The sequence below is a fragment of the Massilia paldalensis genome, from assembly GCF_044901715.1.
Taxonomy (GTDB): Bacteria; Pseudomonadota; Gammaproteobacteria; order Burkholderiales; family Burkholderiaceae_D; genus Telluria; species Telluria paldalensis.
In genome coordinates, this window is sequence record NZ_JBJCIU010000002.1 from 394,054 (window position 1) to 420,134 (window position 26,081).

The 26,081-nt window shown below is 68.8% G+C and carries 21 protein-coding genes; 17 read left to right on the forward strand and 4 right to left on the reverse strand.

Annotated features, from left to right (window positions below; genetic code table 11):
* Positions 1-221: 221 nt before the first annotated feature.
* The 7 genes from ACI1V7_RS11460 to ACI1V7_RS11490 all read left to right on the forward strand — a co-directional run bounded on the left by ACI1V7_RS11460 (position 222) and on the right by ACI1V7_RS11490 (position 9,676).
* Positions 222-1,274 (forward strand): aldose epimerase family protein, encoded by a 1,053-nt coding sequence (locus ACI1V7_RS11460; protein ID WP_489672318.1) that lies wholly within the window; start codon positions 222-224, stop codon positions 1,272-1,274.
* A 150-nt stretch (positions 1,275-1,424) separates the two neighbouring features.
* Positions 1,425-2,303 (forward strand): SMP-30/gluconolactonase/LRE family protein, encoded by an 879-nt coding sequence (locus ACI1V7_RS11465; RefSeq protein ID WP_404531890.1) that lies wholly within the window; start codon positions 1,425-1,427, stop codon positions 2,301-2,303.
* Between the two features lie 122 nt (positions 2,304-2,425).
* Positions 2,426-4,168, forward strand: a complete 1,743-nt coding sequence (locus tag ACI1V7_RS11470; protein ID WP_404531891.1) for an IlvD/Edd family dehydratase — start codon at positions 2,426-2,428, stop codon at positions 4,166-4,168.
* 103 nt (positions 4,169-4,271) lie between these two features.
* Complete coding sequence (araD1, locus tag ACI1V7_RS11475; RefSeq protein WP_404531892.1) at positions 4,272-5,264, forward strand: AraD1 family protein; 993 nt, start codon at positions 4,272-4,274, stop codon at positions 5,262-5,264.
* A gap of 49 nt (positions 5,265-5,313) precedes the next feature.
* Positions 5,314-6,081 (forward strand): SDR family NAD(P)-dependent oxidoreductase, encoded by a 768-nt coding sequence (locus ACI1V7_RS11480; protein ID WP_404531893.1) that lies wholly within the window; start codon positions 5,314-5,316, stop codon positions 6,079-6,081.
* A gap of 80 nt (positions 6,082-6,161) precedes the next feature.
* Positions 6,162-8,090, forward strand: a complete 1,929-nt coding sequence (locus ACI1V7_RS11485) for a glycoside hydrolase family 97 protein (RefSeq protein ID WP_404531894.1) — start codon at positions 6,162-6,164, stop codon at positions 8,088-8,090.
* Positions 8,091-8,131: 41 nt separating this feature from the next.
* Entirely contained in the window at positions 8,132-9,676 is a 1,545-nt protein-coding gene (locus tag ACI1V7_RS11490; protein ID WP_404531895.1) for an alpha-N-arabinofuranosidase, read from the forward strand.
* Between the two features lie 15 nt (positions 9,677-9,691).
* Here ACI1V7_RS11490 and ACI1V7_RS11495 read toward each other — a convergent pair whose 3' ends face one another.
* On the reverse strand, positions 9,692-10,912 hold the full coding sequence (locus ACI1V7_RS11495) for an SGNH/GDSL hydrolase family protein (RefSeq protein WP_404531896.1): 1,221 nt from the start codon (positions 10,910-10,912) through the stop codon (positions 9,692-9,694).
* Positions 10,913-11,018: 106 nt separating this feature from the next.
* Between ACI1V7_RS11495 and ACI1V7_RS11500 the strand changes: the two genes are divergently transcribed.
* From ACI1V7_RS11500 to ACI1V7_RS11545, 10 genes are all read left to right on the forward strand, one after another.
* The gene (locus tag ACI1V7_RS11500) at positions 11,019-11,948 is read left to right on the forward strand and encodes a LysR family transcriptional regulator (RefSeq protein WP_404531897.1); all 930 of its coding nucleotides are present in this window, start codon (positions 11,019-11,021) and stop codon (positions 11,946-11,948) included.
* 63 nt (positions 11,949-12,011) lie between these two features.
* The gene (locus tag ACI1V7_RS11505; RefSeq protein ID WP_404531898.1) at positions 12,012-12,392 is read left to right on the forward strand and encodes a putative quinol monooxygenase; all 381 of its coding nucleotides are present in this window, start codon (positions 12,012-12,014) and stop codon (positions 12,390-12,392) included.
* 100 nt (positions 12,393-12,492) lie between these two features.
* Positions 12,493-13,455 carry an ABC transporter substrate-binding protein gene (locus ACI1V7_RS11510; RefSeq protein WP_404531899.1) on the forward strand — a complete coding sequence of 321 codons (963 nt, stop codon included), beginning with the start codon at positions 12,493-12,495 and terminating at the stop codon, positions 13,453-13,455.
* Between the two features lie 7 nt (positions 13,456-13,462).
* A complete protein-coding gene (locus ACI1V7_RS11515) occupies positions 13,463-15,016 on the forward strand; it encodes a sugar ABC transporter ATP-binding protein (protein ID WP_404531900.1) in 1,554 nt (517 codons plus the stop codon).
* On the forward strand, positions 15,013-16,038 hold the full coding sequence (locus tag ACI1V7_RS11520; RefSeq protein ID WP_404531901.1) for an ABC transporter permease: 1,026 nt from the start codon (positions 15,013-15,015) through the stop codon (positions 16,036-16,038). The genes ACI1V7_RS11515 and ACI1V7_RS11520 overlap by 4 nt, the downstream gene beginning before the upstream one ends.
* Positions 16,035-17,015 (forward strand): galactofuranose ABC transporter, permease protein YjfF, encoded by a 981-nt coding sequence (yjfF, locus tag ACI1V7_RS11525; RefSeq protein ID WP_404531902.1) that lies wholly within the window; start codon positions 16,035-16,037, stop codon positions 17,013-17,015. Before ACI1V7_RS11520 ends, yjfF begins: the two co-directional genes overlap by 4 nt.
* Before the next feature lie 126 nt (positions 17,016-17,141).
* Complete coding sequence (locus ACI1V7_RS11530; protein WP_404531903.1) at positions 17,142-18,083, forward strand: LysR family transcriptional regulator; 942 nt, start codon at positions 17,142-17,144, stop codon at positions 18,081-18,083.
* A 172-nt stretch (positions 18,084-18,255) separates the two neighbouring features.
* Positions 18,256-19,971, forward strand: coding sequence for a methyl-accepting chemotaxis protein (locus ACI1V7_RS11535; protein ID WP_404531904.1), 1,716 nt, complete (start codon positions 18,256-18,258; stop codon positions 19,969-19,971).
* A 201-nt stretch (positions 19,972-20,172) separates the two neighbouring features.
* Complete coding sequence (locus ACI1V7_RS11540) at positions 20,173-20,868, forward strand: fumarylacetoacetate hydrolase family protein (RefSeq protein ID WP_404531905.1); 696 nt, start codon at positions 20,173-20,175, stop codon at positions 20,866-20,868.
* The gene (locus ACI1V7_RS11545; RefSeq protein WP_404531906.1) at positions 20,865-21,803 is read left to right on the forward strand and encodes a 2-hydroxyacid dehydrogenase; all 939 of its coding nucleotides are present in this window, start codon (positions 20,865-20,867) and stop codon (positions 21,801-21,803) included. The genes ACI1V7_RS11540 and ACI1V7_RS11545 overlap by 4 nt, the downstream gene beginning before the upstream one ends.
* 111 nt (positions 21,804-21,914) lie before the next feature.
* Here ACI1V7_RS11545 and ACI1V7_RS11550 read toward each other — a convergent pair whose 3' ends face one another.
* Genes ACI1V7_RS11550 through ACI1V7_RS11560 form a run of 3 tightly spaced genes read right to left on the reverse strand, consistent with a single transcriptional unit; the run spans position 21,915 to position 26,033 of the window.
* The gene (locus ACI1V7_RS11550; protein WP_404531907.1) at positions 21,915-23,066 is read right to left on the reverse strand and encodes an HlyD family secretion protein; all 1,152 of its coding nucleotides are present in this window, start codon (positions 23,064-23,066) and stop codon (positions 21,915-21,917) included.
* Positions 23,063-24,517 carry an efflux transporter outer membrane subunit gene (locus ACI1V7_RS11555; protein ID WP_404531908.1) on the reverse strand — a complete coding sequence of 485 codons (1,455 nt, stop codon included), beginning with the start codon at positions 24,515-24,517 and terminating at the stop codon, positions 23,063-23,065. The genes ACI1V7_RS11550 and ACI1V7_RS11555 overlap by 4 nt, the downstream gene beginning before the upstream one ends.
* Positions 24,518-24,530: 13 nt before the next feature.
* The gene (locus tag ACI1V7_RS11560) at positions 24,531-26,033 is read right to left on the reverse strand and encodes an MDR family MFS transporter (protein WP_404532518.1); all 1,503 of its coding nucleotides are present in this window, start codon (positions 26,031-26,033) and stop codon (positions 24,531-24,533) included.
* Positions 26,034-26,081: the final 48 nt, after the last annotated feature.

The following is a 26,081-nucleotide window of genomic DNA, read 5'->3' on the forward strand; positions in this document are numbered from 1 at the left end:
AAAATTGATTGGATACTGTCCAGTGTAGCCGCTACCATGCGTGCCGGCATGCCGCGCGAACCGTCCCCGGACCCGGCCGGACCGCGCGCCGCCCATCCGTCCCCGGCCCATGCCGCGTGCATGCTACGATCACGGCATCCACGGCCCGGCAGCGAGGGCTGCACCGGGAACGGCATGCCGGGGTTCGGGCCTTCACCCTTTGAGGAAACCATAACGTGCGCATGGACATCACGCAGCAAGCATTCGGGACGCTGCCGGACGGCCGGCAGGTCCAGCAGTACACGCTGAAGAACAGGAACGGCATGGTCGTCAGGATCATCGACTTCGGCGGCATCGTCACCGAGATCCACGTGCCCGACCGCGACGGGAACTTCGCCGACGTCGCGCTGGGCTTCGAGACCGTCGGGCCCTACGTCAAGGACAGCCCCTACTTCGGCGCCCTGATCGGCCGCTACGGCAACCGCATCGGCAAGGGCCGCTTCACGCTGGACGGCAAGGCCTACCAGCTGCCGGTGAATAACGGCGAGAACCACTTGCACGGCGGCGATCCCGGCTTCGACAAGGTGCTGTGGACGGCCACGATCGAGGACGACGGCCTGGCGCTGCGCTACCGCGCCGCCGACGGCGAGCAGGGCTATCCGGGCAACCTGGACGCCACCGTCGTCTACAGCCTCACGGACGACAACGAGATCGTGATGCGTTTTTCCGCCACCACCGACCAGCCGACGCCCGTCAACCTCACGCAGCACAGCTATTTCAACCTGGCGGGCGCGGGGCAGGGCGACATCCTGTCGCACGAGATGACGATCGACGCCGACAGGTTCGTGCCGGTCGACGCCGGCGCGATCCCGCTGGGACCCCTGGCCCCCGTGACGGGCACGCCGTTCGACTTCCGCCAGCCGCGCACGATCGGCGAGCGCATCGGCCAGCCGGACAAGCAGCTGCGCCACGGCACCGGCTACGACCATTGCTGGGTGCTGAACAAGCCGGATGCGGACAAGACCCTGACGCGCGCCGTGCACGTGCTCGAGCCGACGTCGGGGCGGGTGCTGGAACTGTTCACGCAGGAGCCGGGCGTGCAGTTCTACAGCGGGAACTTCCTCGACGGCAGCCTGGCGGGCAAGGGCCACAGCTACGCCTTCCGCGGCGGGTTCTGCATCGAGCCGCAGCATTTTCCCGATTCGCCCAACCAGCCGGCGTATCCGAACACGATCCTGCGACCCGGGGAGGTGTACCGGACGGAGTCGCGCTACAAATTCTCGGTGACGCAATAAAACCACCGTCGCCCCCGAGTAAACCACCGTCGCCCTGCGTAAAGCCACCGTCGCCCCTGCGCAGGCAGGGGCCCAATTTCGCATGAGCAGTCGCGATGCAGGCACAATTGGGCCCCTGCCTGCGCAGGGGCGACGGTCCATGAGATAACGATGATGATGGAACTGATCCTCGACGCCCGCAACACCCTCGGCGAGGGCATCCTGTGGGACGATCGCCGGCAACGCCTGCTGTGGACCGATATCGAAGGCAGCGAACTGTGGTCCTACGTGCCCGAGACGGGTTTTGCCAAGCGCTGGGTCCTGCGCGAGCGCCTGTGCTCGATGGCGCTGACCGGCCGCGACGACCACCTGCTGCTCGGCTTCGCGTCCGGGCTGTCCTTCTTCGACATCGCGACCGGCAGCTTCGAGCGCCTGCACGACGTCGAGCCCCACCTGCCCACCACGCGCCTGAACGACGGCCGCGTCGACCGCGAGGGACGCTTCGTGTTCGGCATGTTCAACCAGGCCGAGAATCCGAAGCACCCGGTCGGCGGCTTCTACCGCCTGAACCGGGATTTGTCGCTGGAAGCGCTGCCGCTGGGCGGCGTGGCGATCGCCAACAGCATCTGCTTCAGCCCGGACGGCCGCACGATGTATTACGCCGACTCGGCCACGCGCGCCATCCGCTGCTGCGACTACGCGCACGACGGCACCATCTCGCGCCCGCGCGTGTTCGCCCGGCCGGATGCCGCCGCGGGCGATCCGGACGGTTCCACGATCGATGCCGAAGGCTTCCTGTGGAACGCCCGCTGGGGCGCCGGGCAGGTGGTGCGCTTCGCGCCCGATGGCCGGGTCGACCGGATCCTGGCGCTGCCGGCCCGGCAGCCGACCTGCGTCGCCTTCGGCGGGCCTGGCCTGGACGTGCTGTACGCGACGTCGGCGTCCGTCGGCCTGGCGGATCCCGCAGCCGGCGCCGGTGGCCTGTTCGCGCAAGGGCTGGACGTGCGCGGCCTGCCGGAGGGGCGCTTCGGGATCGCTACCGATGCCTGAATTGACATCGATAACGTCAAAAAAGTGATTGGAAAGTTATCTGAACGGCCTTTAGACTTTCCTCATCGCTGAGCTCGACCCGGCATGCGTCGCTCGGCCAGGAACAACGACGAGGAGATCACGTGTCCGAGACAAAGAAGAAGCCCACCCTGCGCTCCGCGGCGTGGTTCGGTACCCAGGACAAGAACGGCTTCATGTACCGGAGCTGGATGAAGAACCAGGGCATCCCGGACCACGAGTTCCAGGGCAAGCCGATCATCGGCATCTGCAATACCTGGTCCGAACTCACGCCCTGCAACGCCCACTTCCGCAAGCTGGCCGAACACGTCAAGCGCGGCATCCTGGAAGCGGGCGGCTTCCCCGTCGAATTCCCCGTGTTCTCCAACGGCGAGTCGAACCTGCGCCCCACCGCCATGCTGACCCGGAACCTGGCCAGCATGGACGTCGAGGAATCCATCCGCGGCAACCCGATGGACGGCGTCGTCCTCTTGGTCGGCTGCGACAAGACCACGCCGGCCCTGCTGATGGGCGCGGCCAGCGTCGACATTCCCGCCATCGTCGTCACGGGCGGCCCCATGCTGAACGGTAAATTGAACGGCAAGGACATCGGTTCCGGCACCGCCGTGTGGCAGCTGCACGAGCAGTTCAAGGGCGGCCAGATCACCATGCACGATTTCCTGGCGGCGGAGAGCGGCCACTCGCGCTCGGCCGGCACCTGCAACACGATGGGCACGGCGTCGACGATGGCGTGCATGGCCGAGGCGCTGGGCACCTCGCTGCCGCACAACGCCGCCATTCCCGCCGTCGATGCGCGCCGCTACGTGCTGGCGCACATGTCCGGCATGCGCATCGTCGAGATGGTCAATGAAGACCTGAAGCTGTCGAAGATCCTGACGCGCGCGAACTTCGAGAACGCGATCCGCGTGAACGCGGCGATCGGCGGCTCCACGAATGCCGTGATCCACCTGAAGGCCATTGCCGGCCGCATCGGCGTGCCGCTCGAGCTGGAAGACTGGACGGCCATTGGCAAGGGTACCCCGACCATCGTCGACCTGCTGCCCTCGGGCCGCTACCTGATGGAAGAGTTCTATTACGCCGGCGGCCTGCCGGGCGTGATCCGCCGCCTGGGCGAGGGCGGCCTGCTGCCGCATCCGGACGCGCCCACCGTTAACGGCCGCACGCTGTGGGAAAACACGCGGGACGCGCCGATCTATAACGACGAGGTGATCCGCAAGCTGGACACGCCGCTGATCGACGACGGGGGCATCTGCATCCTGCGCGGCAACCTGGCGCCGCGCGGCGCCGTGCTCAAGCCATCGGCCGCCTCGCCGCACCTGATGACGCACCGCGGCCGCGCCGTCGTGTTCGAGGACTTCGAGCACTACAAGGAGCGCATCAACGATCCCGACCTGGACGTCGACGAGCACTCCGTGCTGGTGATGAAGAACTGCGGCCCGAAGGGCTATCCGGGCATGGCCGAAGTGGGCAATATGGGCTTGCCGCCCAAGCTGCTGGCGCGCGGCATCAAGGACATGGTGCGCATCTCGGATGCGCGCATGAGCGGCACCGCCTACGGCACCGTGGTGCTGCACGTGGCGCCGGAAGCGATGGCGGGCGGGCCGCTGGGCATCGTCCGGGACGGTGACGTCATCGAACTCGATTGCGCCAACGGACGCCTGCACCTGGACGTCCCGGACGAGGAGATCAGGACGCGCCAGGCCGACCGCGCCGAGAAGCAGCCGGCACTGCCGAAGACGGGGTATGCCGGGCTGTACATCGACCATGTGCTGCAGGCGGACGAAGGATGCGACTTCGATTTCCTCGTCGGGTGCCGCGGGTCGGCCGTTCCGAAGCATTCGCATTGATGCCGGCGATGGCATGGTGGGCATGTGATGCCCACCCTGCGCATCCGGACGTAGGGTGGGCACCACGTGCCCACCATGTGCGTAAACAACACGGAGACACCAGATGCTGCTCATTCAATACACCACCGCCGCCGGCGCGCGCCGCGTCGGTATCCTCGACGGCGATACCGTCACCCCCGTCGGCGGTTACGCCACCATGCTGGAGCTGGCCAGGGCCGCCATCGCGCAGGGCAAGGGCCTTGCCGCGCTGGCCCATGCGGGCGCCGGCACGGACACCGATTCCTATGAAGCGATTGCCGCACAAGGCCGCGTGCTGCCGCCGCTGGACCATCCCGATCCTGCCCACTGCTACGTCACCGGCACGGGCCTCACGCACCTGGGCAGCGCCGACACGCGCGACGCCATGCACAAGAAGATCGGCGGCGACGTCGAGAACCTGTCCGATTCCATGAAGATGTTCCGCATGGGCGTCGAAGGCGGCAAGCCGCAGGCGGGAACGGCCGGCGTGCAGCCGGAGTGGTTCTACAAGGGCGACGGCTCGATCGTGCGCGCGTCCGGCCAGGCGCTGGACATGCCGGCATTCGCGCTGGACGGCGGCGAGGAGCCGGAGATCGCCGGCCTGTACGTGATCGGCGACGACGGCCAGCCCTGGCGCGTCGGCTTCGCCCTCGGCAACGAGTTCTCCGACCACGTGACGGAGCGCCAGAACTACCTGTACCTCGCGCATTCGAAGCTGCGCAGCTGCGGCGTCGGCCCCGCGCTGCTGGTGGGGGAACTGCCGGACCACGTCGAGGGCGTGTCGCGGGTGCTGGACAAGGATGGCCGCGTGCGCTGGGAAAAGGCCTTCGTGTCGGGCGAACGGAACATGTCGCATACGGTCGCCAACCTGGAGCACCACCATTTCAAGTACGGCCTGTTCAAGCGTCCCGGCGACGTGCACGTGCATTTCTTCGGCACGGCGACGCTGAGCTTCGCCGACAACGTGCGGGTGGAGGCGGGCGAGACCTTCGAGATCGCGTCGCCCCAGTTCGGGCCGGCGCTGCGCAATCCGCTGGCCGTCCACCCGGCCCCGTATGCGCAGGTGAAGACGCTGTAGGCGGGACCGCGCAGCGCACCATAACACATAGAACGAGACGGAGACACGCATGACAAAGTGGGCCAAGTACCCGAGCCTGGAGGGGCGGCGGGTATTCGTGACGGGAGGCGGCAGCGGCATCGGCGAGGCGATCGTGGCCGCGCTGGCGGAGCAGGGCGCCGTGGTCGGATTCGTCGATATCATGGTCGAGGCGAGCGAGGCGCTGGTGTCGCGGCTGGAAGCTGCCGGTCACCGGACCCCGGTTTTTCGCCGCTGCGACATCACCGACATTCCCGCGCTGCAGGCCGTGATGGCCGGGATGGCGGCGCAGCTGGGCGACTTCGACGTGGTCGTGAACAACGCCGCCAACGACCAGCGCCACGGGATCGACGACGTCACCGTCGACTACTTCGACGAGCGCATCGCCATCAACCAGCGTCCCATGTTCTTCACCGTGCAGGCCGCGCTGGAGGGCATGAAGCGGCGCGGCGGCGGTTCCGTCATCAACTTCAGCTCGATGTCCTTCCACGCCAAGAATCCGGGCTACCCGATCTATGCGGCCACCAAGGCCTCCGTCATCGGCCTGACGCGCTGCCTGGCGCGCGACCTGGGCAAGTTCAACATCCGCGTCAACACAGTCACGCCGGGCTGGGTCATGACGCAGCGCCAGATCGACCTGTGGCTGGACGAGGCGGGCGAGGCCGAGATCGTGCGCGCCCAGTGCCTGCCCGGCAAGCTGATGCCCGACGATATCGCGGCCATGGTGCTGTTCCTCGCGGCCGACGACAGCAAGATGTGCACGGGCCAGGACTTCGTCGTGGACGCGGGCTGGACGTGACGGCATCGCGCCGAGCCCTACCCGATGCCGTCGTCCCGCGCAGGCGGGGCGACGCGATGCAACCCTGTCGCGGATCCGCCATGACCAGATTCGTTCCGATCGTCCTTGCATTCGCCGTACCCGCCGCCGTCGCCGCCCCCTTCGCCGCTCCCCTCGCGAGTCCCGACCGCCACCTGAGCGTCGACGTGCGCGTGACGCCCGCCGGCACGCTCGAATACGCCGTCCAGCGCGACGGCAAACCCGTGATCCTGCCGTCCGCGCTGGGCCTCGTGCTGGAAGGCGCCGACCTCGCCAGCGGCCTGACGCTGGCGCAGGCCTCGCCCGTGCGCGCCGTCGCCGACGACTACGAGCTCGCCGCCGGCAAGAAGCGCCGGATCGGCTACCGCGCCAACGAACAGGTGGTCACGGTGCGCAATGCCAAGGGCCAGACGATGGATGTCGCATTCCGCGTCTCGAACGACGGCGTCGCCTTCCGCTACGTCGTCGCCGATGCCGGCCTGCCGCTGAAGACCTTCGTCAGCGAGGCGACGAGCTTCGCGTTCGCCCGGGACGCGAAGGCCTGGCTGCAGCCGGTCGCCGTGGCGCAGGTCGGCTGGGGCCGCGCCAATCCCTCGTACGAAGAACACTACCAGCGCGGCATCCCCGTCGGCACGCCGTCGCCGATGGCGGGCTGGGTGTTCCCCGCGCTGTTCCGCACGGGCGACACCTGGGTCGCGCTGACCGAGACGGGCATGGACGGCAGCTGGCATGCGTCGCGCCTGGCAGCGCGCTCCGAGGGCGGCGTCTACCGCCTCGGCACGCCGATGGCGCCGGAAGTGGCCGACGCGCCGATGGGCAACGCCTTGCTGGCCTCGGCCCGCGGCACGCTGACCTCGCCCTGGCGCGTCGCCGCCATCGGCAGCCTGGGCACGCTGGTCGAATCGACGCTGGGCACGGACCTCGCGGCGCCGGCAATCGCGTTCGACCGCGCCAAAGCGGTTCCCGGCCACGCGTCCTGGAGCTGGGCGCTGCTGAAGGACGACGCCACCGAGTTCGACACGCAGAAGCGCTTCATCGACTACGCCGCCGACATGGGCTGGAACTACACGCTGGTCGATGCCGAGTGGGACAAGCGCATCGGCTACGAACGGATGGCCGCGCTGGCGCGCTACGCGCAATCCAAACGGATCGGCCTGCTGGCCTGGTACAACTCGTCCGGCAACTGGAACGACGTGCCGTTCACGCCCAAGAGCAAGCTGCTGACGCACGCGCAGCGCAAGGCGGAGTTCGCGCGCATCGCAGGGATGGGGATCAAGGGCATCAAGGTCGACTTCTTCAACGGCGACGGCCAGTCGATGATCCGCTACTACGTCGACATCCTGGACGACGCGGCGGCGGCCGGCCTGCTGGTGAACTTCCACGGCGCGACGCTGCCGCGCGGCTGGGCGCGCACCTATCCGAACCTGATGACGGCGGAAGCCGTGCGCGGCTTCGAATACACGACCTTCGAGCAGAAGGACCAGGATGCCGTGCCGGCGCACGCGGCCATGCTGCCGTTCACGCGCAACCTGTTCGACCCGATGGACTTCACGCCCATGGTCTTCGGCGACATCCCGAAGATCCGCCGCGTCACCCGCAACGGCTTCGAGCTGGCCGAGTCCGTGCTGTTCCTGTCCGGGATCCAGCACTACGCCGAGATCCCCGAAGGCATGGCCAAGGCGCCGCCCTACGTGAAGGCCTTCCTGCGCACGCTGCCGCGCAGCTGGGACGACGTGCGGTTCGTCGCGGGCGACCCGGGCCGCCACGCCGTCATCGCCAGGAAGGCGGGCAGCGCCTGGTACGTGGCCGGCTTCAACGGCACGGACGAGGACGCGACGCTCGACCTCGACCTGGCCTTCCTCGCCGGCCGCAGCGGCCAGCTCATCACGGACGGCGCCGGCGAACGCGACTTCGCGCAGGGCACGCTGGCCGGCGGCAGGCAGAAGATCGTCGTCAAGGCGCGCGGCGGCTTCGTCGCGCGCTTCGAGTAATCGCATCACAACCACATATCAACAACAAGGGAGACCCACCGATGAAAGCATTCCGACCCGCCGTCCTCGCACTCGGCATCCTGGCCGCCTTGCCGGCCTTTGCGCAGGTGAACGTCAGCGTCGACGCCGGCAAGCCCGGCGCCGTCATCAACAAGAACGTCTACGGCCAGTTCGCCGAGCACCTTGGCGCGGGCATCTACGAGGGCATGTGGGTGGGACCGGAATCGAAGATCCCGAATACGCGGGGCTGGCGCAACGACGTCGTCAAGGCGCTGAAGGAACTGCACGTGCCGCTGGTGCGCTGGCCGGGCGGCTGCTTCGCCGACGAATACCACTGGCGCGACGGCATCGGCGCGCGCAACAAGCGGCCCGTGAAGGTGAACACGAACTGGGGCGGCGTCCCCGAGAGCAATGCGGTGGGCACCCACGAATTCTTCGACCTCGTCGAGATGCTGGGCGCGGACGCCTACGTCAACGGCAACCTGGGTACCGGCACGCCCCAGGAGATGGCCGAGTGGATCGAGTACATGACGTCGGAAGGCGATTCCTCGCTGGCCCAGCTGCGCGCGAAGAACGGCCATCCGAAGCCGTTCAAGGTCGACTATTTCGCCGTGGGCAACGAGAACTGGGGCTGCGGCGGCAATATGCGGCCCGAGTACTACGTGGACCTGTACAAGCACTACACGACCTTTATGAAGGCGCCCAAGGAGCGCCTGCCGAAATTCATCGCCAGCGGCGGCCACGACGAGGACACCACGTGGACCGACGTCCTGAGCCGCGAGGCGGCGCGGGGCACCGACGCCATCAGCTTCCACTACTACACGCTGCCGACCGGCGTCTGGGAACGGAAGGGCGCGGCCATCGGCTTCCCGGAATCGGAGTGGTTCTCGACGATGGCCGGCACGCTGCGCATGGACGACTACATCAAGCGCAACGTCGCCATCCTCGACAAGAACGACCCGCAGAAGAAGATCGGCTTCTACGTGGACGAGTGGGGCACCTGGTACGACGTGGAGCCGGGCACCAACCCGGGCTTCCTGTTCCAGCGGAATACCATCCGCGACGCCGTCGTGGCGGCCCTCAACTTCAACATCTTCCACCAGTACGCGGATCGCGTGCGCATGACGAACATTGCGCAGATGGTCAACGTGCTGCAGGCCATGATCATCACCGACAAGGACCGCATGCTGGTGACGCCGACCTACTACGCCTTCCAGATGTACGTGCCGTTCCAGGGCGCGACCTCGCTGCCGGTGGCGCTGTCGAACAACGCGACCTACGCCGTGAACGGCCGCGGCGTGCCGGGCATCAGCGCCTCGGCGGCGCGCGGCAAGGACGGCAAGACCTACGTCGCGCTGGTGAACACCAACCCGCGCGACGCCACCGACGTGGTGCTGGGCGTCGCCGGCCAGTCCGTGAACGCCGTGCGCGGCCAGGTGCTCACCGCCGACGCGATGGACGCCCACAATACCTTCGAACGCAAGGATGCCGTCAAGCCGTCTCCGTTCAGCGCCACCGCGGCCGGCGGCAAGCTGACGATCAAGGTGCCGGCGAAGTCCGTGATGGTCGTCGCCGTCGAAGGCTGATCCACACGGGCGGCATCAGCGGCGCCGCGCGAACACGCGGATGTCGACCGCATCGGCCATCGCTTCGTAACCCCTGTCGCCCGGATGCAGGTGGTCGCCCGAGTCGTAGGCGGGCAGCAGGCGGCGCGGATGGCGCGGGTCGCGCAGCAGGGCGTCGGCGTCGACGACGGCGTCGAACGGCGCGCCGCTGCGGATCCACGCGTTGACCCGCTGCCGCAGCGCTTCCTTCGCCTCGCTGTAGTGGCCCGCGTAGGGCGTGCCTTCCAGCGCGTGCTCGAACGGCGGCACCGTGGCGCCCGTCACGCGCAGGCCGCGCGCATGGGCGGCCGCGACCAGCTGCGCATAGCCTGCCGTGAACTCCTCGAACGACATCGGCGCCTCGCCTGGCGCGAACGGGCTGCCCGGCCAGCCGATGTCGTTCGTCCCCAGCAGCACGACCAGGTCGGTGGCGCCGGGCAGGCCGAACACGTCCTGCTCCAGCCGCGCCAGCGCATTCACGCCCATGCCGTCGCGCAGCAGGCGCGCGCCGGAAATGCCCGCGTTGGCGACGGCGATGCCATGCGGCGCCAGCCGCCGCGCCAGCGCGTCCGGCCAGCGCCGGTCCTGGTCCGGGGTCGAGCCGTTGCCGTCCGTGATCGAGTCGCCCAGCACGACGACGGTGCGCGCCTGCGCCGGCGGCGTCTCGACCAGCACGGCATTCAGGAACAGCCGTCCCGGGACCAGCGTGTCCGCCGCGAAGCCGGGCGTGCCCGTCCGGTCGCCGGCGGCGATGGCGACCGTCTGCTGGGCGCCCCAGTGGAAGCTGTCGACCGCCACCTTGCCGGGGAACCAGGTGACGACGTCCAGCCGCGACAGCGAAGCGGCCGCGAACGCGACGGGGTCGCTGACGAGCTGGGCACCGGGCCGGATGACGGCGGCGGACTGCCCCGCGAAGGTGACGCCGGCGCTGCGCCCATCCTGCGCGACCTTGACGCCGCCGACGGCGACGGGCGCGTGACCGTAGCGGTTCGACAGCACGAGGCGCAGGCGCGTGCCGCCCGTGCTCAGGCGCACCGTGTCGCGCGTCGTCTGGCGTTCCAGGTGGGAGGGCACGCCGGTGGGCAGGATGAAGTCCGGTCCCCAGGCCGGCTGCGGACTGGCATGCCAGGACGTCGCCCAGCTTTCCGCGGCCGCGCCGTTGGCGCCGACGGCCATGGCCAGTGCGAACATGGCCGTCTTCGTGAGTGATGTACGCATGTGCTGCTCCTTTGTCGATGGAGCGGCCACGATAGCGGCTTCCGGAATGGCCAGGAATGGCTCGAAATCGACTATAGTTCATGCCATTTCGGAATGAAGGAGGGGCATGGATACCTTGAGGGCGATGCAATTCCTCGTACGGACCGTCGAACTGGGCAGCCTGACGGCCGTCGCGCGCGAGTTCGGCACGACCCAGCCCACGGTGAGCAAGGTGATCGCCCAGCTGGAAGCGCAATTGAACGTGCGCCTGCTGGAGCGCAGCACCAAGGGCCCGGTCCCCACCGAGCATGGCCTGCGTTTCTACGACCACGCCAAGGCGATGACGGAACAGTACGAGGCCGCCATCGGCGAGATCCAGGGCGCGAGCGGCCAGCCGGCCGGCTTCCTGCGCATCCATGCGCCCGTCGGCCTCGGGCAGTTCCGCGTCAACGCGCTGGTGCAGGAATTCATGCGCGCCTATCCGGACATTGGCGTGGAACTCGTGTTCGACGACCGCTTCGTCGACCTGGTCGCGGAGGGCGTCGACATCGCCCTGCGGCTGGCGGCGCCGGAGCCGGCCCGGCATCTGTCGCAAAGCGCGGTCGGACGGCACCTGGCCGTGGTGCCGCGCTTCCTCGTCGCGGCCCCGGCCTACCTTGCCCGACGCGGGGTGCCGCTGCAGCCGGACGACCTGGCGGCGCACGACTTCGTCCGCTTCGCCACGGGCGCCGCCGGTGCCGGCGCTGCGCTCGACCTGACGCGATCCGGAGAACAGGTCCGCGTGGAGACGCGAAGCCGCTACCGCATCAACAACGCGCTGGCGATCCGCGACGCGCTGGCGGCTGGCGGCGGCATCGGCCTGTGCCCGGAGTGGCTGGTGCGCGACCTGCTCGACGGGGGAGGGCTCGTGCGCGTATTGCCCGACTGGTGGGCCACGCCGCAGGACCTCCATCTGCTGTATCCGTCGCGCCGCTACCAGCCGCTGCGCGCCAGGCTGTTCGTGCAGTTCGTGGCGGACCGCTTCCTTGCCTTGCCGGGTTTTCGCGCGCCCCGATGAAATCGTTGCCCCGCGCATGTTCATGTGACAAGATGGAACGTCTTCCACCTACATCCACCCGCCATGCCCGCAGACCGCCGTGATGTCATCGTCGCCGCAGCCGCCGCCACCATCGTGTCGCTGCCCTTGCCGGGCCTGGCCCAACGAGGAAATGCCATGTACGGATTGATCGGAAAAATGCGCACCGCGCCGGGCAAGCGCGACGCCGTCGTCAGCCTGCTGCTGGAAGGCACGAAGGACATGCCGGGCTGCCGCAGCTACATCGTCGCCCACGACCCGACGGATGCCGATGCGATCTGGATCACGGAAGCGTGGGACAGCAAGGAGAGCCACAAAGCCTCGCTGGCGCTGCCGGGCGTGCAAAAGGCCATTGCCCAGGCGCGGCCGATGATCGCCGGCTTCGGCGAGCGCTTCGAGACGACGCCCGTGGGCGGGCAGTTCTGATATCGAAAAGCGTATTGCACTAATCAAAAATTTGATTGGTTGAGCATCACTTTCTGGCATAGTATCTGGACACTAGACAGAAAAAAACGGAGACAACGTGATGACCCTCACCCGCAGGACTTTCCTGGGTGCGGCGGCTGCCGCATCGTGCACCGCCGCCCTCCCGGCATTCGCCGCCAAACCCCTCACCATCGGCTTTTCGCAGGTCGGCGCCGAAAGCGAGTGGCGCACGGCGAACACCGCCTCGATCAAGGACGCGACCAAGCGCGCCGGCATCAACCTGAAGTTCGCGGACGCCCAGCAACAGCAGCAGAACCAGGTCAAGGCCATCCGTTCCTTCATCGCCCAGCGCGTCGACATCATCGCGTTCTCGCCGGTCGTGGAGACGGGCTGGGAGACCGTGCTGCGCGAAGCGAAGAACGCGAAGATTCCCGTGATCCTGACCGACCGTTCCGTCAAGGTCAGCGACCCGTCGCTGTACGTCAGCTTCATCGGCTCCGACTTCGTCGAGGAAGGCCGGCGCGCCGGCAAGTGGCTGCTGGACTATGCGAAGAAGAACGGCGACAAGCCGCTGAACATCGTCGAGCTGCAGGGCACGACGGGCGCGGCGCCGGCGAACGACCGCAAGAAGGGCTTCGCGGAAGCCATCGCGGCGAATCCGAAGCTGAAGGTGATCCGCTCGCAGACGGGCGACTTCACCCGCGCCAAGGGCAAGGAAGTGATGGAAGCCTTCCTGAAGTCCGAGGGCAAGAACATCAACGTGCTGTACGCGCACAACGACGACATGGCCATCGGCGCGATCCAGGCGATCGAGGAAGCGGGCCTGAAACCGGGCAAGGATATCGTCATCGTGTCGATCGACGGCGTGCGCGGCGCGTTCGAGGCGATGAAGGCCGGCAAGCTGAACGTCACCATCGAGTGCAATCCGCTGCTGGGACCGATCCTCGTGCAGACCGCCCAGGAGGTCGCGGCCGGCAAGCCGGTCGCCAAGCGCATCACCGTCAACGAGGGCGTGTTCCCGGCGGAGGTGGCGGCCAAGGAACTCCCGAACCGCCGCTACTGACGCGGCCATGGTCGCCGCCAGCCAGCCGGTCCTCGAGGTCACCGGCATCCACAAGCAGTTCCCCGGCGTGAAGGCCTTGTGCGACGCCGGCCTGCGCCTGTTTCCCGGCGAAGTCCACACGCTCATGGGCCAGAACGGCGCCGGCAAGTCCACGCTGATCAAGGTGCTCACGGGCGTTTATCAACCCGACGCGGGCGGCGTCGTGCTGGACGGCCAGGCCATCCGGCCGCGCTCCACGCAGGACGCGCAGGACCTGGGCATCAGCACCGTGTACCAGGAAGTGAACCTGTGCCCGAACCTGTCGGTCGCCGAAAACATCTTCATCGGGCGCTATCCGCGGCGATGGGGCATGCGCTGGGGCCCGATCGACTGGCGCACGATGCGGTCGCAGGCACGTGCGCTGCTCGAACGCCTGCAGATCCGCATCGACGTGGCCCGGCCGCTGGCCGACTATCCGCTCGCGATCCAGCAGATGGTCGCCATCGCGCGCGCACTGAACACGCAATCGCGCGTGCTGATCCTCGACGAGCCCACGTCCAGCCTCGACGAATCGGAGGTGCAGACGCTGTTCGCCGTGCTGCGCCGCCTGCGCGAGGAAGGCATGGCGATCCTGTTCGTCACCCATTTCCTTGACCAGACCTATGCGATCTCGGACCGCATCACCGTCATGCGCAATGGCGAGCGCGAAGGCGAATACGCGTGCAGCGCGCTGTCGCGCCTGGCGCTGGTGAACAAGATGATCGGCGCCCCGGCCGACAGCGCTGCGCCGGATGCCGCCGAGGCGGCGCCCGCGCGGCCCGAAGGGGGCGACGTGTTCCTGGCCGCGCGCGGCATCGCCCGCAAGGGTGTGCTGTCGCCCGTCGACCTGGACGTGCGGCGCGGCGAGCTGCTGGGCCTTGCGGGCCTGCTCGGCTCCGGCCGCACGGAGACGGCGCGCCTGCTGTTCGGCGCCGACCGGCGCGATGCCGGCACCATCCACGTGGACGGCAAGGGGCACGGCTTCGCCAATCCGCGCGACGCCATCGCCCAGGGCATCGCCTTCTGTTCGGAAGACCGCAAGCACGAAGGCGCGATCCTGCCGCTGTCCGTGCGCGAAAACGTCGTGCTGGCGCTGCAGGCCAGGCAGGGTATCTGGCGCGCGATCCCGATGAAGCGCCAGCAGCAGCTGGCCAACGACTACGTCAAGTGGCTGGGCATCAAGACGGCCGGCATCGAGACGCCGATCGGCCTCCTGTCCGGCGGCAACCAGCAGAAGGTGCTGCTGGCGCGCTGGCTGGCGACGGATCCGGCCCTGCTCATCCTGGACGAGCCCACGCGCGGCATCGACGTGCGCGCCAAGCAGGAGATCATGGACACCGTGAGCGCGCTGTGCCGCAAGGGCATGGCCGTCCTGTTCATCTCGTCCGAGCTGCCGGAAGTGCTGCGCGTGTCCGACCGCATGGTCGTCATGCGCGACCGCAAGGCCTGTGGCGAGTACCGCCGCGGGGAGCTGGACGAATCCTCGATCCTGCAGGTGATTGCGGGCGATGATGCGGGCGACGGCGTGCAGGAGTGCGCATGACGACCCGCGTCCAGCAATCGCTGCCCGCGCAGGCGCGCGCCGCGGATGCACGCCGCGCCTGGCTCGCCCACCCGCTGCTGCGGCCCATCGGCGCGCTGTGCGTGCTGCTCGTGCTCGACGCCTTCCTCGTGCCGGGCTTCTTCCGCCTCGAGATCAAGGACGGCCACCTATACGGCAGCCTCGTCGACATCCTCAACCGCGCGGCGCCGCTGATGCTGGCCGCGCTGGGCATGACCCTCGTGATCGCCACGCGCGGCATCGACATCTCCGTCGGCGCCGTCGTCGCGCTGTCCGGCACCGTGGCCGCGCTGCTGGCCAAGGACAGCATGGCGCCCGCGCTGCTGGCCGGGTTCGGCGTGGCGCTGCTGTGCGGGCTGTGGAACGGCGTGCTGGTGGCGGGAATCCGGCTGCAGCCCATCGTCGCCACGCTGATCCTGATGGTGGCGGGCAGGGGACTCGCCCAGCTGCTGACGGACGGCCAGATCGTCACCGTCTACCACGAACCGTTCTTCTTCCTGGGCAGCGGCTACCTGTTCGGCCTGCCGTTCTCGCTGTTCGTGGTGGCCGCCGTGTTCCTCGCCACGCTGCTGCTGGTGAAGAAGACGGCGCTGGGCCTGTTCATCCAGGCGGTGGGCATCAATCCCGTGGCGGCGCGCCTGGCGGGCCTGCGCACGGCCACGCTGATCGTGTTCGTCTACGTGTTCTGCAGCGCCTGCGCGGGGCTGGCGGGAATGCTGGTCACGTCGAACATCAAGAGCGCCGACGCCAACAATGCGGGGCTGGCGCTGGAACTGGACGCCATCCTCGCCGTCACGCTGGGCGGCACGCTGTTGTCCGGCGGCCGCTTCAGCCTCGTGGGCAGCATGATCGGCGCGCTGATCATCCAGACGCTGACCTACACGATCTATTCGCTGGGCGTGCCGCCCGAAGTGAACATGGTCGTGAAATCCATCGTCGTGTTCGTGGTCTGCATCTCGCAGTCGAGCGAACTGCGCAAGCTCGTCTTCCGGAGGCCCGCATGAGCGCCATCGCAGGCAGCGCGCGTGGCATCCCGGCCGCGCCCTGGTTCACGTCCCTCGTCACCGTCGTGCTGCTGGTGGCGATGCTGGGCATCGGCGGGGCCGCGTATCCGGGCTTCCTGTCGCTGCAGGTGCTGTTCAACCTGCTGATCGACAATGCCTTCCTGCTCGTGCTGGCCATCGGCATGGGCTTCGTCATCCTGTCCGGCGGCATCGATCTGTCCGTGGGCTCCGTGCTGGCGCTGGCGACGATGGTCACCGCCTGGCTGCTGCAGACGGCGCACTGGCACCCGGCGCTCGTCATCGCCACGGTGCTGGCCATGGGCGCGCTGTTCGGCGGCGCCATGGGCCTGATCATCCACCTGTTCAAGCTGCAGCCCTTCATCGTCACGCTGGCCGGCATGTTCCTGGCGCGCGGACTCTGTTATCTCATCAGCATCGATTCGATCACCATCGACCAGCCGTTCTTCGCGGCCGTGTCGCAGACGCAGATCCCGCTGGCGGGCGGCTTCCTGTCGCCCGGCGCCGTCGTCGCGCTGCTCGTGCTGCTGCTGGCGGTCTGGCTCGCGCATTTCACGGCGTTCGGCCGCGCCGTCTACGCCATCGGCGGCAACGAGCAGTCGGCCGCGATGATGGGCCTGGACGTGGGCCGCACCAAGGTGGCCGTGTATGCGCTGTCGGGCCTGTGCGCGGCGCTGGGCGGCGTGCTGTTCTCGTTCTACATGCTGTCCGGCTACGGCCTGCACGGGCAGGGTATCGAGCTCGACGCCATCGCGGCCGTCGTCATCGGCGGCACGCTGCTCACGGGCGGCTACGGCTATATCGCGGGGGCGCTGTCGGGCGTGCTGGTGCTGGGGGCGATCCAGACCCTGATCGCCTTCGACGGCACGCTCAGTTCCTGGTGGACCAAAATCGTGATCGGGGCGCTGCTGTTCGTCTTTTGCGTGGTGCAGCGGGTGGTGGGTGGTAGGGCGGCGTAGTTCATGCAAGAATTGGGCCCCTGCCTGCGCAGGGGCGACGGTATTCACGTGTTACTGGTGAAACGTCGTCCCTGCGCAGGTAGGCACCCGATTTAGGGTGCACACCAATAACAAGATGAGACAACGATGGATGCCACCAACCCCAACTGGTTCCTGAAGGCGCGCCTCAAGACCCGCCAGCTGCTGCTGCTGATCGCCCTCGACGACTACCGCAACATCCACCGCGCCGCCGACGAGCTGCACATGACGCAGCCGGCCGCCTCCAAGCAGATCAAGGATCTCGAGGAGATGCTCGACGTGAAACTGTTCGAGCGCCTGCCGCGCGGCATGGAGCCCACGATCTACGGCGAGACGATGATTCGCCACGCGCGCATGGCCCTGACCAGCCTGGCGCTGGCGCACGACGACATCGTCACGCTGAAGGCCGGGCTCACGGGGCAGGTCGAGGTCGGCGTGATCATGACGCCGGCCATGGCCCTGCTGCCGCGCGCCATCGCGCGGGTGAAGGAAGAGGCGCCGCTGCTGCGCATCGGCGTGCAGCTCGAGACCAGCAACGTCCTGCTCGACAAGCTCCAGCACGGCACGCTGGACTTCATGATCGGCCGCATCTTCGAGACGAGCGACACCACGGGCCTGATCTACGAGGAATTGACGGAGGAGCCGGCCTGCGCCGTCGTGCGGCCCGGCCATCCGCTGCTCGAGCGGCGCCAGCTGGCGCTGGGCGACATCGCGCCGCTGCCGTGGATCCTGCCGCCGCATGGCAGCATCCTGCGCTACCGCTTCGACATGATGTTCCGCCGCGCCGGCCTGGCGCCGCCCGCGAACGTGGTCGACACCACGGCCATGCTGGTGATCACGGCGCTGCTGCAGCAGACCGAATCGCTGCACGTGATGCCGCTCGAGGTCGCGCAGTACTACGCCTCGCTGAACGTGATGCGCATCCTGCCCGTCGAGCTGCCGTGCAAGATGGATGCGTTCGGCATCATCCGCCAGCAAGACCACCTGCTGTCGCCCGGCGCCGACCTGCTGTTGCGTGGCGTACGGGCTGCTGCGCAAGAAATTTACTAAACAATAAGGAACTCCCGGGTTTTGTTGCGTAGAAAACTCATCATTTAAAGAAAACACGGCAGATTATTTTTTCTCCATCGACATGTAATGACAGCCGTCTTAACCTGTTGCCGACGGTTAATACCGCAAAAATGAAACGTTGTCGGACGGAGAGAGAATGAAAATTGCAAATATGAAAATTGGTACTCGCCTGACGATGGGCTTCGGCTTCCTCTGCGTGGCGCTGGTGTTCATGGTCGGGCAGGGAACGGTCATGCTCGGCCGGATCAACGAAGGCACCGATACCATCGTCAACAAGCGCCTCCCGCGCGTGGATTTGAGTAACCGGCTGCAGAAGGAAGTAACCGACGTCGCGCTGGCGCTGCGTAACATCATGCTGAGCGACGATCCGGCTGACCGCGCGAAGCAGCATGAGGAAATCGCGTCCTCGCGCCGCGAGATCGATGCCCTGTTGGGCGAACTCGACAAGACGCTGACGAGCGAGCAGGGGCGTGCCATCCTGCGCCGCCAGCAGGAGTCGCAGGCGCAATACACGCGCCGTGCCCAGGAACTGCTCAAGCTGGTCGAAGCGGGCGACGACGCCGGCGCCCGCGCCTACCTGGCCAAGGAACTGCGCCCCGTGCTGGCCGCCTACCTGGTGGCGATCGGCGAGCAGATCAAGATGCAGAAGGACCTGAGCGCCGCCGATGCCGAAGCCGCCGCCAAGCTGTACCAGGAAACGCGCGTGCTGATGATCGTACTGGGCATCATCGTGCTGGCCCTGGCCGGCGCCATCGGCTGGTGGATCACCCGCTCGATCACCCGTCCGCTGAAGAACGCGCTGGACGTCGCGACCGCCGTCGCCGGCGGCGACCTGACCACGAAGGTCGAGGTGACGAGCACCTGCGAGGTCGGTCAGCTGCTGGGCGCCCTGAAGGCCATGAACGAGAACCTGGTCGCCACCGTCACCACGGTGCGCACGGGTACCGATGCCATCGCCACCGCCTCGAGCCAGGTTTCGGCCGGCAACCAGGACCTGTCGGCGCGCACCGAACAGCAGGCCAGCTCGCTGGAAGAGACGGCGTCGTCGATGGAAGAACTGACGGGCACCGTGCGCCAGAACGCGGACAATGCGCGCCAGGCGAACACGCTGGCCGAGACCGCGTCCGGCGTCGCGACGCGCGGCGGCGAAGTCATCGCGGAGGTGGTCGACACGATGGCGCAGATCCATGCGGCATCGGGCAAGATCACCGACATCATTTCCGTCATCGACGGCATCGCCTTCCAGACCAATATCCTGGCCCTGAACGCGGCCGTGGAAGCAGCCCGTGCGGGCGAACAGGGCCGCGGCTTCGCCGTCGTCGCCGGCGAGGTGCGCAACCTGGCCCAGCGCTCGGCCGCCGCCGCCAAGGAGATCAAGACCCTCATCGACGATTCGAGCGGCAAGGTCGAAGCGGGCACGCGCCTCGTGCAGCAGGCCGGCACGACGATGACGGACATCGTCGACAGCGTGCGCCGCGTCACCGACATCCTGGGCGAGATCTCCTCGGCCAGCCAGGAGCAGAGCGCCGGTATCGAGCAGGTCAACCAGGCCATCACGCAGATGGACGACGTGACCCAGCAGAACGCCGCCCTCGTCGAGGAAGCGGCCGCCGCCTCGCAGGCGCTGCAGGAACAGGCGGACCGCCTGGCCCAGGCCGTGGCCGTGTTCAAGCTGGATGCGGCGGGCATGCGCGCCGCCATGCCGGCCACGACGCCGGTCGCCAGGGCCGCCGCCGTCGCCAAGCCGGTGCCGGCTGCGCTGCCGGCGGCACGCCCGGCCGCCCGGACGGCGGTCAAGCCGGAGGTCAAGGTGGCCGCGCGGCGCGACACCGCGCGCCAGACGGCCGACGAGTGGGAAGAGTTCTGACGCCTGCCTGACCGGCAAGTGACGAGGAGGAGGCCCCGGCCGCGGCAGCGCGGACCGGGGCCTTTGCGTTGCGGCGTGCCGCGGCGACGCGCTGCCTGTATTGCACCTTGAACAATAATACGATTGTGATACGCTGTCCGATGCGCTGCGCGTGCACTACGTGCATATGCGCATCCTGCAACCGTCTTTACAAGGATTAGCATGACTGGCTTCGTCATTACCCCTCCGCCCGTCCCCGCGCTCGCCGTGGCCGGCTCCGACCAGGTATTTCCGCTGCGCCGCGTGTTCTGCGTGGGGCGCAACTATGCCGCCCATGCGCGCGAGATGGGTTCCGACCCGAACCGCGAACCGCCGTTCTTCTTCACCAAGCCGGCCGATGCCGTCGTCCCGGCCAGCGGCGCCGTGCCGTACCCGGTAGCCACGCAGGAACTGCACCACGAGATCGAGCTGGTGGTGGCGCTGGGCGCCGGCGGCACCGACATCGCGCCGGAGAAGGCGCTGGACCTCGTGTGGGGCTACGGCGTGGGCCTGGACCTGACGCGCCGCGACCTGCAGGCCATCGCCAAGAAGGACGGCCGTCCCTGGGACATGGCCAAGGGCTTCGACGCCTCGGCGCCCGTCGGGCCGCTGCTGCCGGTGGCGCGCACGGGCCACCCGCGCCAGGGCCGCATCTGGCTCGAGGTGAACGGCCAGCTGAAGCAGGAAGGCGACTTGAACGAGATGATCTGGCCCGTCGCCGACATCATCGCCTCGCTGTCGCGCCTCGTCGCGCTGGCACCGGGCGACCTGATCTTCACGGGCACGCCGTCCGGCGTGGACGCGCTGGTGCCGGGCGACCGCGTGCGCGGCGGCGTCGACGGCGTGAGCACGTTCGAGCTGACGGTAGCGGGCCGATGACGGGCAAGCTGGCGGGCCTGCTGCAGATCGGAGAGTTCGCGCCCGACGTGCAGGCCCAGATCGACGCCGACTTCGACCGCGTCGGCATCGCCGACGTCGAACGCGATCCGGCGGTCGCGGGCGCCATCCGCGCCATCATCACGCGTAGCAATCTGGTGGTGCCGGCCGACCTGGTCGCGCGCCTGCCGAACCTGGAGATCATCTCGACCATCGGCGTCGGCTACGACGGCATCCCGATGGACGTGGCGGCCGCGCGCAACATCGTGGTGACCAACACCCCGAACGTGCTGAACGCGGCGGTGGCCGAATTGTGCGTGGGTGCGCTGCTGGCGCTGCTGCGCCGCCTGCCGCAGGCCGACCGCTACGTGCGCGAGGGACGCTGGAAAAAGGCCCAGTTCCCCCTGAGCACCAGCCTGGCCGGCAAGCATGTCGGCATCGTCGGCCTTGGCCGCATCGGCAAGGACATCGCGCGCCGCCTGGAGACGTTCGGCGTGGTCCTGGCCTACCACGGCCGCAGCGACCAGGGCCTGGCCTGGCGCTACGAGGCCGACCTGCGCACGCTGGCGCGCGACTCCGATATCCTCGTCGTCGTGGCCCCGGGCGGACCGGAGACGGAGCACCTGATCGACGCGTCCGTGCTGCAAGCACTGGGTCCGCAAGGCTACCTGGTGAACGTGTCGCGCGGTTCGCTGGTGGACGAGGAAGCGCTGATCGCGGCCCTGTACCAGGGCGGCATCGCCGGCGCCGCGCTGGACGTGTTCGACGAGGAGCCGGACGTGGACGAGCGCCTGTTCGGCTTCGACAACGTGCTGCTCACGCCGCACATCGGCAGCGCCACGGTGGAAACCCGCGCGGCGATGGCGCAGCTGACGCTCGATAACCTGCGGGCATGGTTCAGGAGCGGGAGGGCGTTGACGGTGGTGGCGACCGATTAAGCGATACTGTCAAACCGTCGTCCCTGCGAAGGCAGGGACCCAATTTCTGCACGCGTTATCGATGCGCGAGCAATATTGGGTCCCTGCCTTCGCAGGGACGACGCGGTTCTGTCAATTCGCCATGTTCTTCGCTACGATCGCATCCGTCGCTGCCCGCGCCTGCTGCAGCGGCTGGTCCAGCACCCTGGTGGCGTAGGAAGGAGCAGGCGCGGCGACCATGCCCAGCGCGCTGCCTTCGCGGTGGCTGATGTCGACGTCGACCTCGGCCGACAGGCCCACGCGCAGCGGATGCGCCGCCAGTTCCTTCGGGTCGAGCGAGATGCGCACGGGCACGCGCTGCACCACCTTGATCCAGTTGCCGGTGGCGTTCTGCGCGGGCAGCAGCGAGAATGCGCTGCCCGTGCCGGCGCCCAGGCCCACCACCTTGCCGTGGTAGGTCACCTTGCCGCCATAGAGGTCGGCCTCGATGGTGGCCGGCTGGCCAACGCGGATGTCGCGCAATTCCGATTCCTTAAAGTTGGCGTCGACCCACAGCTGGTCCAGCGGGACGATCGACAGCAGCGGCGCACCCGGGGCGATGCGGCTGCCCACCTGCACGCTGCGCTTGGCGACGTAGCCGCTGACGGGCGCCACGATGGCGTTGCGGCGCGCGGCCAGCCAGGCCGCCAGGTAGTCGGCCTTCGCGGCGAGCACGTTCGGGTGCTCGGCCGGGGCCACGCCGGCCACGGAGACGCGCGCGGCGGCCAGCTGCTTCTCGGCCACCTCCAGCGCCGCCTTCGCGTCGTCGACGGCGCGGCGCGCGTGCGCCACGTCCTCGCCCGACACCACGGCATCCGCCGCCAGCGGGGCGCGGCGCGCCAGGTCTTCCTGGGCCGTCCTAAGCGCCACGCGGCGCTGCGTCACCAGCGCGTCGTACTGGCCCACGTTCGAATAGCGTTCGCGCTGCTGGCGCACGGCGGTGCCCAGCCTTGCCTCGGCCTGGGCCAGCGCGACCTCGGCGTCGGCCGGGTCGAGCCTGACGATCTCGCTGCCGGCCTGCACCAGCTGCGTTTCGTCGCCGCGGATCTCGACGACGCTGCCCGTGACCTGCGAGGACACGTTCACCAGGTTGCCGCCGACGTAGGCATTGTCCGTCTCGACGCGCTTGGACGCGACCAGCAGGTAGTAGGCCCCATAGGCCGCGCCGGCGGCGAGGAAGGCGGCGGTGATGCCGGCCAGGACGGCGCGGCGCTTGTTCGGGTTGGCGGTGGTCTCGGTGCTCATCGTTGGGCGGTATCGGTGTTCGAAGAAGTCGGCGCTGCGGCATCGGCATGGTAGCCTCCGCCCAGCGCCTTGATCAGGGCGACCTGCGTCTGCAGGCGCGCGTCCAGCAGCTGCAAATCGACGTCGCGCTGGCGCAGCACGGCCTGGCGCGCCTGCAGCACGGCGCCGCGGTCGGCCAGGCCGCGCGCCAGGCGCGCCTGGGCATTCGCGGCCAGGCGCCCGGCCGCCTCGGTGGTGGCGGCATGGGCCTGCGCCTCGGCCTGGATGCCTTGCAGCGTGGCCGCTTCCATCGCGACGTCGCGCACGGCGGCCAGCACGGCTTCGTTGTACTCGGCCAGCAGCTCGTCGCGTCCCGCGCGGGCCTGGCCCAGCTGCGCCGTCAGGCGGCCGCTGTCGAACAGCGGCAGGTCGAGCGTGGCGCCCAGCAGCGGCGTGCGGCTGGGCCAGCGCAGCAGCTTGCCCAGCGAGACGGCGTCCAGGCCGATGGCGCCGGCCAGGTTGATGTCGGGGCGGAAGGCGGCTTCGCTGGCGGCCACGCGGCCCAACTGCGCCTCCACGCGCCAGCGCGCGGCCTGCAGGTCGGGGCGGCGCGCGAGCAGCTCCAGGCCCAGCGTGCGTGGCAGGGCGTCGGCGCCCGGCGTCGGCTGGAAATGCGCCAGGTCCGCGAGCGCCTCGGCGTCGCCGCCGATCAGCGCGCGCAGCGCCTCGCGTTCGCGCCCGGCGTCCGTGTCGTGGCGCGCGGCCTGTTCCTGCAGCTGCGCCAGTTCCAGCTCGGCCTCGCGCAGCGCGTCGCCGCTGGCCAGGCCGTGGGCGATGCGCGCCTTGCGGTCCGCCACCAGCTCGCGCTGCACCTGCGCCAGGGCTTGCACGTTGTCCGCGCGGGCCCACAGCAATTGCAGGCGCTGGTAGCGCTGCACGACTGCGGCCGCCAGCAGCTGGCGCGCCTGCGCCTCCTCGGCGCGGCCGGCCTGCTCCTCGCCCAGGGCGGCGGCGATCAGGGAACGGTGCCGGCCCCACCAGTCGACGTCGTAGGACGCGCGCAGCTGGACCGAGGCGTCGTTGTAGTAGGATCCGCCGATCGGCGCGGGGAAGAAGCCGTTGGTCGAATAGCGCTGGCGGTTGAAGCCCGACGCCAGGTCCACGCGGGCGCCTTCGGCCGCCCGTTCCGCGCGCGTGGCGGCGCCGGCCATGGCCACGCGCGCGGCCGCCGTGGCCAGCGTCGGATTGGCCTGCAGCGCGCGCGCCACCAGCGCGTTCAGCTGCGGGTCGCGGTAGTCCAGCCACCACTGCTCGGCGGGCCAGGCATCGGTCGGCAGGACGATGGCGGGGGCCGTGCGGGCCCGCGCGAAGTCGGGTGCGGCGGCGCGGCCGTCGTCCTTCGGCACGGCCACGCAGCCGGCCCGCAGGGCCAGCGCGGCCGCCGCGATGGGAAGCAAGAGAGGTTGTCGCATCGGGGTCTTTCGGTCAGTCGAGGTGGGCGGCTTCGGCCGGAGCCGGGGCGGCGGACGCCTTCGGCGGGCGGATCAGCAGCAGCAGGGGGATGACGGCGGCCGTCATCAGCATCATCAGCCAGTAGTCGTCGACGTAGGCGATCATCGCGGCCTGGCGCGCCACTTCGCCGTCGATCATCGCGGCGCCGGCCTGCGTGGCCAGGCTGTACGGGCCGGACGGGTCGAGCAGCGCGGGGTTGGCCTGGGTGACGTGCGTGGTCAGCGAGGCGTGCGCCGTCGCGGTATTCCTGACCAGCAGCGTCTGCACGAGGGCGATGCCGATCGACGAGCCGATGTTGCGCATCAGGCTGTACAGCGCCGTGCCTTCGGCGCGCATCTGCGGCGACAGCGTCGCGAAGGTGGCGGCCGACAGCGGCACGAACACGAGGCCCAGGCCGATGCCCTGCACGATGCCGGGCCAGACGATGTCCGACTGCGACAGCACCAGCGTGTAGCGCGTCATCTGCCACAGCGAGAACGCGGTGACGGCGAAGCCGATGCCCAGCAGCAGGCGGAAGTCGACATTGCCCGTCAGTCTTCCGACCACGAGCATCGCCAGCATCGTGCCCAGGCCCGAGGGCGCCGTGACGAGGCCGGCCAGCGCGGCCGGGTAGCCCATCAGGCCTTGCAGCATGGTCGGCATCAGCGCGCGCGTGGCGAACAACACCATGCCGACGATGAAGATCAGCACCAGGCCCGTGACGTAGTTCGGGTTCAGCAGCAGGCGGTAGTCGATGAAGGACTGGCCGGCCGGGCGCGTGGCCGTGTGGCCGATGAAGTAGGCGGCGGCCAGGAGCATCAGCACCAGCTCGACCCAGGTCTCGGTGGACCCGAACCAGTCGTTCTGCTCGCCGCGGTCGAGCAGCATCTGCAGCGCGCCGATGGCGACCGACAGCGTGACGAAGCCGAACATGTCGAAGCGCACGCGGCGCGCCGGCGCGGCGGCGTGGATGTAGCGCCAGATGCCGTAGAAGGCGACGGCGCCGATCGGCAGGTTGATGAAGAACACCCAGCGCCAGCTGGCGCTGTCGGTCAGCCAGCCGCCCAGCGTGGGGCCGAGGATCGGACCGATCATCACGCCCATGCCCCACACGGCCATCGCGGAGCCGTGCTTCTCGCGCGGGTTGATGTCCAGCAGGACCGACTGCGACAGCGGCACGAGGGCCGCGCCGAACACGCCCTGCAGCATGCGCGCGACGACAATCTCGGTGAGCGTCATCGACAGGCCGCACAGGGCCGAGGCGATGGTGAAGCCGGCCACGGAGACGAGGAACACGTGCTTCAGGCCGAAGCGGTCGACCAGCCAGCCGTTCAGCGGCGTGGCGATGGCGGCGGCCACGATGAACGAGGTCAGCACCCAGGTGATCTGGTCCTGCGACGCCGACAGCGCGCCCTGCATGTGCGGCAGGGCCACGTTGGCGATGGTGCCGTCCAGCGCCTGGATGATGGTCGCCAGCATGATCGATACCGTGATCATGGTGCGGTTCAGCGGCCGCGCCTCCGGTACCGCGATGCCGTCCGCCGC